The following is a 10622-nucleotide window of genomic DNA, read 5'->3' on the forward strand; positions in this document are numbered from 1 at the left end:
CCCCGCGCACGGAATAGCCCCTCGGCCATAGGCGAGCGGCAGGTGTTTCCTGTGCAGATAAAAACGATCTTGTCCATCATACTATGATAACGCTCCTTGCGATAGTTTCCTTGTGGCACGATTTGGCGCAGTCCATAAACGGTTACTTTGCATCATACCAGCTGTGTCCGGCCTTAGCCTCCGCCATCAGCGGTGCGTCCATGGGGAACGCCGCCTCCATTTCTTCTTTGAGCAGCTGCATCGCCGTCTGCTGCTCCTCGCGCGGTGCTTCCAGAATCAGCTCATCGTGTACCTGCAAAATCAGTCGGCTTTGCATCCCTTCCCGTATGAGCCGGTCACGCACACGCACCATGGCGATCTTAATGATATCCGCCGCGGTTCCCTGAATCGGCGTATTCATCGCCACCCGCTCGCCAAACGAACGGATATTGAAATTCCTGCTCTGCAGCTCGGGCAGCGCACGGCGCCGGCCGAACAGAGTAGTCACATAGCCGTTTTCCTTCGCGTTCTGCTTGATATCCTCCATATACTTCGCCACACCCGGATAAGTCGCCAGATAGGTGCGGATAAACTCGGCGGCCTCCTTGCGCGTCACACCGATATCCTGCGCGAGCGAAAAATCCGAAATGCCGTATACAATGCCGAAATTGACCGCCTTGCACGAGGAGCGCATCTGCGGCGTGACCTCTTCGAGAGGCACATGATACACTTTAGCCGCAGTTGCCGCATGGATATCCTGTCCGGTGCGGAACGCCTCGATCATATGCGCATCCTGCGAAATATGCGCCAGTACGCGCAGCTCGATCTGCGAATAATCCGCATCAATCAGCACATGATCCGCATCCGGCGCCACAAACATGCGGCGCAGCTCACGCCCCAGCTCGGTCCGCACCGGAATGTTCTGCAGGTTGGGATCGGTCGAGGACAGCCGTCCGGTCGCGGTAACGGTCTGCTGAAAATGCGTGTGAATCCGCCCGTCCTTCGGACTGATAACCTTCAAAAGCCCCTCCACATAGGTGCTTTTCAGCTTGGTCAGCTTGCGGTATTCCAAAATCCGCGGCACGATCGGATGATCCTCCGCAATGCGCTCCAGCACATCCACATTGGTGGAGTAACCGGTCTTTGTCTTTTTGGGGGCGGGCAGTCCCAGCTTTTCAAACAGCACTTCCCCAAGCTGCCTGGGGCTGTTGATATTGAATTCCTCTCCTGCATCCTGATAGATCTGTCCGGTCAGATCATGAATGCGCACATCCAGCTTATCCCCAAATGCGCGCAGTTCCTCCGGTGCGACCGCGCAGCCCAGCGTTTCCATCTCCGCCAGAATATGCATCAGCGGCAGCTCGATCTCATAATACAGCTTGCGCATCCCCAGCTCTTCGAGCGTTTCGGCCGTCTCCTGACAGACCGCGCGCACCGCGCTTACATGCTGCGCACAGGCCTGCATGGTCTGCTCCTGTCCGCCCAGCGGGGAAACCGCTGCGGGGTCATCCAGATCCAGCGCCGGCAGCTCGGTATTGCAGTATGCCAGCGCCACGCGCGGCAGGTCATAGCCGGACTGGGTCGGGTCGATCAGGTACGCCGCCAGACAGGTGTCAAACCGTATCCCCTTCGCCTCAATTCCGCGCGCCAGCAGCGCTGCAACAACCGGCTTGGCATCGTGCAGCACAAGCTCCAGCTCACCGCCGAACAGACGGCGCAAAATTGCGTCCCAATCCTCCTGCGCGAAATCATCCGCAAACAGCACCTGCGCCGTATCGCCCTCCAGCAGGCACAGTGCGCCCAGCGTTTCCGGTGCCAGCGCATATACGCGGCCGGCTTCGGTCAGGGCATCGAGCAGGGCGAACGCTTCCGCCGCCGTACCGATCCGCTGCGCGCCGACAGCGGGCAGCTTGGGCGCTGCCAGCGCTCCGCTCAGTCCCAGACGCTTGATGAAATTTTTGAACTCCAGCCGCGTCAGCAGCTCATACAGCGCCGCCTCATCCGGCTGCGCCGCAGGAAGCGACGCGATATCGAGCGGCAGCGGTGCATCGCGGTCGATGGTCGCCAGCCAGTAGCTGTCCCGCGCGGACTGCTCACCGGCTTCCAGCTTGGTGCGTGCGCCCTTTTTAATGCGCGCGTCCTCCAGATTGGCATATACGCCGTCCAGCGAGCCGAAATCATGCAGCAGCTGCATCGCGGTTTTTTCCCCCACGCCGGGCACGCCCGGGATATTATCCGAGGAATCCCCCATCAGCGCTTTCAAATCGATCAGCCGAATCGGGTCAAAACCGTATTTTTCACGGAACGCCGCCTCATCATAAGTCTCATACAGCGTCTGCCCCATCCGTGTGGTGACCAGCCGTACGACCGTGCCGCCGCCGATCAGCTGCAAGCTGTCCCGGTCACCGGTGACCACCACGCACGCATCCCCCTGCTCATTCGCCCGACGGCTGATCGTACCGATCAGGTCGTCTGCCTCATAGCCTGCCAGTTCGCAGCGCACCAGCCCCATTGCGTCCAGCACTTCCTTGACGAGCGGAAGCTGAACGGCCAGTTCCTCCGGCATGCCCTTGCGCGTTGCCTTATAGGTATCAAATTTCAAATGACGGAAGGTTTTTTCACGCACGTCAAAGCAAACAACCGTGCGGTCCGGCTGCTCCTCATCCTGCAACTTGAACAGCGTTGCCAAAAAACCATATACCGCGTTGGTCGGCATACCTTCGTGGTTGGAAAGCTGGCGCACACCATAAAATGCGCGGTTCAGGATGCTGTTGCCGTCTATCACCATGATCTTCATGAATACAGACCTCATTATTCCGAAAATTTCTTTGAGTATATTATAGCCTATTGCCCGCCGGATTTCCAGACAAAATAAGGGACAGGGCATTTGCCCTGTCCCTCTGTCCCTGTTTTCAGGTCCCAAACCGCATCTGCAGGCGCAGACGGTCAGCAATCATTGAAATAAACTCGGAATTGGTCGGCTTTCCCTTGACGCCCGACACCGTGTAACCGAAATAGCTTTGCAGCGTCTCGATATCGCCGCGGTCCCATGCGACCTCGATCGCATGGCGAATCGCGCGTTCCACGCGCGACGAGGTTGTCTTGAACTTTTTCGCAATCGACGGATACAGCACCTTGGTGATGGCGCTGACGGCGTCCATATCCTCCACCGTCATCATAATCGCTTCGCGCAGGTACTGATAGCCCTTGATATGCGCCGGTACGCCCACCTGATGAATCACTTCGGTCACGCGCACCTCAAGCGCCATATCTTCCTCCTGCTTTTCCGCCTGCTTCCGGCCGCTGCGCCACATCTCAATCCGTTCGCACACCATTTCGGCATCCATTGGCTTGCGCAAAAACATATCCACTCCAAGCGCAGTGCATTCCATGCCAACCTGCGGACTGGCAAAGGCCGAAAGCACCACAGTAGCCGCAGGCATCTTTTCCTGCGCGCGCAGCCGGCTGAGCACCATCACACCGTCCATCACCGGCAGCACCAGGTCTACGATAAGCAAGTCAGGGTTCAGTTCTCCCACCGCCGCAAGCGCTTTCGCACCGTCCTCCGCGATGCCGACAAGTTCCATATCCGCCGCATTTTCCACTGCTTCGGCCATGCGTGCACAAAATTCACCGTCACTGTCCGCAAGCAATACTCGAATTTTCTGTTCCATGTTGTCTATACCCGCTTTCACCAGTTTTGTCTTGTTCAACTGACATTAATTTACCATATGCTTCCAATTTTTTCAAGTCTTTTACCAGAGAAAAACCTTTTTTCCCTCGTCTGTTTTTCATATTTTTCCTCAAAAAACGTCATTAACCGACACAGCACCGGTCATTTTGTCATTTCATCACGCATTTTTCCATATGGCTGCACAGCCGCAAACCGCATCATTCGCCAAGATGCAGGGCTCCCCGCTTCCTGTTTTGCGGCGCAGGCATTCCGGCGCGTGAAGAAAGCCGTCTGCACAGACAAATATCAGAACGATGCAGCAGCCAGCAAAAAATTTTTCATGCGTTTTCCCGCTTCTCTGCTCATTCAAGTTGTTTATTTGGAAAAAGTGCTGTATAGTAGTAAGTAACGTGGTTCACGCGAAATAAAGGAAAAACGAGGAAGTAGAAATGAAAAAAAGCAACCCCATTGCATTACTGCCAATCGGTGTGTTCCTGGTGCTGTATCTTGGCCTGGGAATCGTGTTTGAGTATGTAATGAAAATCCCGATGGGATTTTACAACATCCCCATCGTTATCGCATTTCTTGCAGCAATTTTAGTGGCCTGCCTGCAAAATCGAAGTGTGAAATTTGAAGAAAAATTAGAGTTAATGGCAAAAGGGCTTGCAGACAAGAATATTATTACCATGCTGCTGATCTTTTTGACCGCCGGCGCCTTTGTCGGCGTTGTGGGCAGAAGCAGCGCGGAAAGCGTTGCATTTTTCATGCTCGGCTTAATTCCGGCGCGCTTCGCCGTCGCTGTACTCTTTATTGTGGCTTGCTTTGTATCCACAGCGATGGGTACTTCTGTAGGCACCATCACTTTACTTACGCCAATCGCCCTTGCCGTTTCTTCCGCATCCGGCTTTGATGTGCCATTATGCATCGGCGCCGTCATGGGCGGCGCCATGTTCGGAGACAACCTTTCTTTCATCTCCGATACAACCATTGCCGCCTGCAACGGACAGGGCTGCGCCATGAAGGACAAGTTCCGCGAAAACTTTGCCATTGCTCTGCCCGCTGCGCTGGCTACTTTAGTGCTCATTCTTGTGTTGTCTTTCCGCACCGAATTAAATGGCTCTCTGGTGAAACCCTATAATTTAATTCAAATCATCCCCTATGTGCTCGTGCTGATCGGCGGCATTTGCGGCATCAATGTTTTCGTTGTCCTTTTGATTGGTATTGCTTCCGGCTCTTTCATCATGCTTGGAACAGGTCAAACAGCGGCAACCGAGCTTCTGGCGAACATGGGCTCCGGTGCGGCCGGAATGTTTGAAACATCCATGGTGGCCATTCTGGTGGCCGCAATGTGTTCGCTCATTCGTGAATACGGCGGCTTTGAAGCGCTGTTATCGGCCATTCGCCGCATTTTCAAGGGCAAGCGCAGCGGACAGCTCGGTATGGGCCTCTTAGTTGGTGCCATGGATATTGCAACCGCAAACAACACGGTTGCCATTGTAATGGCAAACCCGATCGCCAGAGAAATGTCCAAGGAATATGACATCAGCCCCCGTAAAGCCGCGTCTCTTCTGGATACATTTTCCTGTATTTCACAAGGGGTGATTCCATACGGCGCGCAGATGCTCGTTGCCATTTCCGCAGCCACTGAACTGGGGCATGAGATTTCCGCTTTCGATATCATGCCAAACTTGTTCTATCCGGCGCTCCTCTTGGTCAGCTCCCTGATTTTTATTTTCGTTTTACCGCAGAAAACGAAAGAATAACCCAAACCGCCGTCCCTGACAGGCGTACGCAAAATTTATCAGTATGGAAAAAGCAGGCGATGCAGCGAGATTCTCACTGCATCGCCTGTTTTGTTTTATCCTGCCGCGTTCAGCATTTTTTCAATGCAGATTGCATAACCGCAGGTCGGGTCATTGACCAGCACATGGGTCACCGCGCCAATCAGTTTCCCGTTTTGCAGCACAGGGCTGCCGCTCATGCCCTGCACAATGCCGCCGGTCTTTTCCAGAAGCGCGCGGTCGGTCACGCGCAGCATCATGCCCCGCCCGTACTCATCATCTTCCGGATAAATCTTGACAATTTGCACAGAATACCTCTGTACGGTATCTCCCTCAACATTGGAAATAATTTCCGCATCGCCAAGTTCAATTTCGTCCGCCGAGGCGACCGGAACCGCCTCGAGAGACTCATAAAGCGCGGTGTCGGTCAGTGTGCCGAAAATACCGCTTTCCGTATTTTCTTTCACCGTACCCAAACTGGTGTCCGCGGTAAATTCTCCCTGCAAGGCGCCCGGTTCACCCACCTTACCGCGCTGAACCGAGCCGACCACAGAGTACAGCAGGCTGCCTTCCCGCAGCGGCAGCAGTACGCCGGTCTCACTGTCGCAGATGCCATGCCCCAGCGAACCGTAAGCGCCGGTTTCCGGGTCAACATAAGTCAGGGTGCCGATACCGGCCATACTGTCCCGCGCCAGCACGCCAATGCGGTAGACGCCCTTTTCATCCACGCGCGGCACAGCGGTCAGCGACTGGCTGCTGCCGTTCCGGAGAATGGCAAGCGTCACAGGCTGGCCGGCCGACAGCGCAATCTGCTTTTGCAGACTGTCATTGGAGTCTACCTCCGTTCCGTTTATGCTGACAATCACGTCTCCTTCCGCCAAACCGGCTTCCCTCGCCGGACAGACCGGTCCGTCCGGCGTCTGCACATCATTCAGCCGCACAACCAGCACGCCTTCGGCATTCATTTTAATGCCGACAGTGTGGCCAATCGGAATCAGCGACGTGCTATTCGCAGCCTGTGCAGATACCAGCATGCTAAACGCCAGCATCAGGGATAACAAAAGTCTTTTTGCTTTACTTTGCTGCATTTTTTCACCTCCTTGGTTACTGTTCCTCCAATCAGGTGAAAAAAGCCTGTGAACCTTTGCTATTCGCTTATGATTTTTGGCTAAGCGAAAAAACTTTGGCCATGGAAAGTTCTTCTCCGGCAAAAAAACAGCGGTTTTCCCACAAAACTGGAGAAAACCGCCTCTTTTTCATATTTTTATTTTGCCGCCGGCTGCTCTGCCGCCAAAGGAGCCTTCCGCTTGCCGAACGCCGTATCGATTGCCTTGCTGACCACGCAGCCCACGGTGCCGCAAACCAATACCTCAACCAGGCCCTGCACGCCGACGATCGCCAGCACGAACATGATCGGGTTGACCACGCCCAGTTCGACAACCTTGGTCTGCACATACTCGCAGTTGTAGAACAGCAGCACCATCAGCCCCATGTAAAACACGGTATTGAGCAGCGGCGCGCTGACCGCGCCCACCGCATAACTGAACCAGCCGCGCTTATCCACACGCCGCAGCGCGCGGAAGATCAAACCTACGCACAAACCCATCAGCACACGGCCGACAACCGCCTGCACAAAATAGCCCACCGGACTGACGCTGAGCAGCGCAATGCCCATCGAAGAGCCGCCGGTCAGCGCGTTGCCAAAGCTTGTCAGGCCAAATACCATGCCGAGAAACGCGCCCGCGCCCGGCCCCATCACAATCGCGCCGATACATACCGGCACGGACAAAAAGGATGCGTTGAACGGCCCAATCCGCAGGTATCCCAGCGGTGTATACGCCAGCACAAGGGTGATTGCCGTGAGCAGCGCAAGCTGCGTCATAAACCGGATGTTATTTGCTTTTTTCTTCATTTTGTTTTCCTCCCGCTCCCGTCCCGCCCTCTTCGTCGGGTACAGGGCATTTTTGCGCCAATGACGGATTCAGGAACGATTCCGCTTCCAGATCAGGTGCAGTCCATCCAGCACCAGCCGTGAATCGTATTCATACGGTACGCGCAGATACGGCATCACAAGCGGCGCCAGCGCGCCTGTTATCACCGTATACGGATGCTGTCCCAGCGCCCCGGCATAACGTTCAATCATACCGTCCACCTGCGCGGCAGCGCCGTACACAGCGCCCACGCGCATCGCATCCGCCGTGTTGCGCGCCAGGACGCCCTCGTCCGCCGCATCGATCGCCACCGCCGGCAATTGTGCCGCCTGCTCACGCAGTGCGTCCACACCAAGCTGTACCCCGGCTGTAATCGCCGAGCCGACCAACGCGCCGGATGCATCCAGCACGGTAAACGTGGTTGCTGTTCCCAAGCTGACTGCTACGCACGGCAGCCTGCCCTTTGCACGGGCCGCCACCGCCGCCGCCACACGGTCCGAGCCGATCTGCCGCGGCTGTTCCGAGCGGATATTCAGCCCTGTGCGGATGCCGCTGGACACTTCGATCACATCGGTCACACCGAGCAGCCGCAGCGCACCTTCCAGCTCAGCGGCCAACCCCGGCACAACCGAGCCGATCACCGCGCCGCGGATACGCGCCGCATCCACACCATACAAACCGAACACCTGCTGCAGCTTGCAGGCATAATCATCCTGTATCTTTCTGGGTTCTGTTGCGATGGAGGCGGCAAAAACCTGCGCGTCCTCCTCATAACCGCCCAATAAGATCCGGCTGTTTCCTGCATTCACTGCAATCAGCATTATCGTATCTCCTTTTCCGGCATTATGCCAACGCCATTATACGCCGATACGCCCCCATTTGCAAGCATTATTTCGGCAGCATGATCGGCGCGGACAACAGCGCCCACAGCGCCGTGTATTTTGGACAGATCTGTCCGTGCAGGTTGCCCTTTTCGCCCGAATAGTCCCAGACATTCATATGATAAATCCGGTTCACCGTGCAGCCCACAACATATTCCGCCGCCGTAATGCAGGCCGCCCCGTACAGGCAGCGCGCCGCAGCGCCTTCCCCGCATACCCTGCCGCGCAGTTTGCACAAGCCAACCATAACTGCGCCGCCTGTCAGCGACATCGTCCAGTGCGTATATCCCCGCCAGAGAATTTCCAGCGCCGAATATCCCGCCGCACCCAGCAAAAAAAGTCCCGCTGTTTGTTTTTTCATGATCATCACCAGAACTTAGCTTGTCTGGTTTATCTGCCGTTATACACCATCCTGCGCACATGCCGACAGCGCCGCTGCAAAATCACCCGCAACAATCCGCGCTGCGCCGCACAGCATCAAATTGAGCGGCAATCCAAAATTCTCTACAGCAAACCCGTTTTCATCCTTTTCTCCCAATTTTTCCCTCAAGGTGCGCGCGTCGGAAACATATCCATACACGGTTTTTCCCTTCGCAAACGCATAGCCCACCTCAAAGCAGGTTCCGCTGTCCGGCTCCGCTCCGCGGAACACATTCAGATTGGCCAGCACAAGATCCGCCTCATCAATCAGCGCACAGTTGCCTGTGAAAATATCGGCCGCGTTATCCGCTTCATTATCCAGAGGGTACAGACCCACAAAACCTTTTTCCGCGCACATCAGCTTCATTTTTGCGCCGCGCTGCACCGCATCCGGCGCAAACACATCAAAACCTGCCAGATAAATCTTTTTCATATTATCATCCTTTCCAAAACCGCAGCGACAAAGCAGCCGCTGTTTTTCTCTTCCCGCGGTATACTGCCATATTTTCGGCCGAAAAACGCAAAAGGGGCGGTCTCATCCGCCCCTTTCTGCGCGTCTTGCATGCTTGGCTTATAGCCGTGCCTCCAGCTCCTTACGGCGCTCCTCATAGCCCGGCTTTCCGAGCAGCGCAAACATATTTTTCTTATATGCCTCCACGCCCGGCTGGTTGAACGGGTTCACGCCCAGCAGATAGCCCGAAATACCGCAGGCTTTCTCAAAGAAATAAACCAGGTAGCCAAAGTGCCAGGCATCTGCCCTGTCAATTTCAATGATGATATTCGGCGTACCGCCGTCCATATGCGCCATCAATGTACCCTGGTACGCCTTGGAGTTTACAAACTGTACGCTCCGGCCTGCCAGATAATTCAGGCCGTCGATATCTTCGGCCGTTTCTTCAATAACGCTCTCCGAGCGCGGCTCCTTTACCCAGATAACTGTCTCAAACATCGAGCGGGTGCCGTCCTGGATAAACTGGCCGATAGAATGCAAATCGGTCGAGAAATTTGCGGAAGTGGCAAAAATCCCCTTGTGGTCCTTGCCCTCCGATTCGTCAAAGAGCTGCTTGAACCACTCGCCCAGCATAACCAGCGCCGGCTCATAGTTAACCAGAATCTCCATGCTCTTGCCCTTGCGGTACAGGATGTTGCGCAGCGCAGCATACTTGGCGCAGTCGTGGTCCACTCCTTCAGCAAACGCCTTGCGCGCCGCAGCCGCGCCGGCCATCGCCGCGTCAATATCCACGCCGGCCGCCGCCATCGGCAGCAGGCCAACCGCTGTCAGCACGGAAAAACGGCCGCCGACATCATCCGGCACAACAAAGGTTTCATACCCTTCGTCATCCGCCAGTTTTTTAAGCGCGCCGCGCGCCTTGTCCGTCGTGGCGAAAATACGCTCTTTCGCGCCTTCCCTGCCATATTTTTCTTCACACAGCTTTTTGAAAATACGGAACGCAATCGCCGGCTCGGTCGTGGTGCCCGATTTGGAGATAACGTTGACGCAGAAATCACGATTTCCGATAATTTTGATGACGTCATTCAGATAGGAAGACGAGATATTGCTGCCGACAAAGTAAACTTCCGGAATCCCCTCCGGACGCACGCCGTTATACATCTGGCCGCCGATAAACTCAACCGCCGCCCGCGCGCCAAGATAAGAGCCGCCAATTCCAATCACTACCAGCACATCGCAGGTATTCTGAATTTTCTTCGCCGCTGCCTTGATACGCGCAAATTCAGCCTTATCGTAATTTTCCGGCAAATCCACCCAGCCAAGAAAGTCGTTGCCCGCCCCCGTGCCTGCGTGCAGCGTGTCCTGCGCCGTTTTCACCTGCGCAGCCATATTGGCCAGTTCTTCCTCGCCCACAAACCCCCGCAGGCCAGTCAGTTTCAGTTCCATTGCCATTTTTCTTTTCCGCCCTTCCCTTCAAAAGTTCTGCTCATATTATACCATATATTC

The 10622-nt window shown here is 55.4% G+C and carries 10 protein-coding genes and 1 pseudogene; 2 read left to right on the top strand and 9 right to left on the bottom strand.

Annotated features, from left to right (window positions below):
* The 3 genes and pseudogenes from ACOYIE_RS05925 to spo0A form a co-directional block, all read right to left on the bottom strand.
* Window positions 1–80 (bottom strand): annotated as a pseudogene (locus ACOYIE_RS05925) (hypothetical protein); the annotation flags it as partial.
* Window positions 81–142: 62 nt separating this feature from the next.
* Window positions 143–2776, bottom strand: coding sequence for a DNA polymerase I (gene polA / locus ACOYIE_RS05930; RefSeq protein WP_433411353.1), 2634 nt, complete (start codon window positions 2774–2776; stop codon window positions 143–145).
* 115 nt (window positions 2777–2891) lie between these two features.
* Entirely contained in the window at window positions 2892–3653 is a 762-nt protein-coding gene (gene spo0A, locus ACOYIE_RS05935; RefSeq protein ID WP_433411355.1) for a sporulation transcription factor Spo0A, read from the bottom strand.
* Between the two features lie 57 nt (window positions 3654–3710).
* Between spo0A and ACOYIE_RS05940 the strand changes: the two genes are divergently transcribed.
* Entirely contained in the window at window positions 3711–4061 is a 351-nt protein-coding gene (locus tag ACOYIE_RS05940) for a hypothetical protein (protein ID WP_433411357.1), read from the top strand.
* Between the two features lie 79 nt (window positions 4062–4140).
* Window positions 4141–5415 carry a Na+/H+ antiporter NhaC family protein gene (locus tag ACOYIE_RS05945; RefSeq protein ID WP_433411359.1) on the top strand — a complete coding sequence of 425 codons (1275 nt, stop codon included), beginning with the start codon at window positions 4141–4143 and terminating at the stop codon, window positions 5413–5415.
* Between the two features lie 95 nt (window positions 5416–5510).
* Here the strand turns inward: ACOYIE_RS05945 and spoIVB are convergent, their stop codons facing one another.
* From spoIVB to ACOYIE_RS05975, 6 genes are all read right to left on the bottom strand, one after another.
* A complete protein-coding gene (gene spoIVB / locus ACOYIE_RS05950; RefSeq protein WP_433411361.1) occupies window positions 5511–6521 on the bottom strand; it encodes a SpoIVB peptidase in 1011 nt (336 codons plus the stop codon).
* Between the two features lie 176 nt (window positions 6522–6697).
* Window positions 6698–7345: an ECF transporter S component gene (locus ACOYIE_RS05955; protein ID WP_433411362.1), complete on the bottom strand. Its 648-nt coding sequence runs from the start codon at window positions 7343–7345 to the stop codon at window positions 6698–6700.
* Window positions 7346–7414: 69 nt separating this feature from the next.
* Window positions 7415–8185, bottom strand: a complete 771-nt coding sequence (locus tag ACOYIE_RS05960; RefSeq protein WP_433411364.1) for a type III pantothenate kinase — start codon at window positions 8183–8185, stop codon at window positions 7415–7417.
* Window positions 8186–8252: 67 nt separating this feature from the next.
* Window positions 8253–8606 (bottom strand): putative ABC transporter permease, encoded by a 354-nt coding sequence (locus ACOYIE_RS05965; protein WP_433411366.1) that lies wholly within the window; start codon window positions 8604–8606, stop codon window positions 8253–8255.
* Window positions 8607–8645: 39 nt separating this feature from the next.
* Window positions 8646–9098: a nucleoside 2-deoxyribosyltransferase gene (locus tag ACOYIE_RS05970; protein WP_433411368.1), complete on the bottom strand. Its 453-nt coding sequence runs from the start codon at window positions 9096–9098 to the stop codon at window positions 8646–8648.
* A gap of 138 nt (window positions 9099–9236) precedes the next feature.
* On the bottom strand, window positions 9237–10568 hold the full coding sequence (locus ACOYIE_RS05975) for a glucose-6-phosphate isomerase (RefSeq protein WP_433411370.1): 1332 nt from the start codon (window positions 10566–10568) through the stop codon (window positions 9237–9239).
* Window positions 10569–10622 lie beyond the last annotated feature (54 nt).

Source organism: Agathobaculum sp., from assembly GCF_050946325.1.
Classification (GTDB): Bacteria; Bacillota; Clostridia; order Oscillospirales; family Butyricicoccaceae; genus Agathobaculum.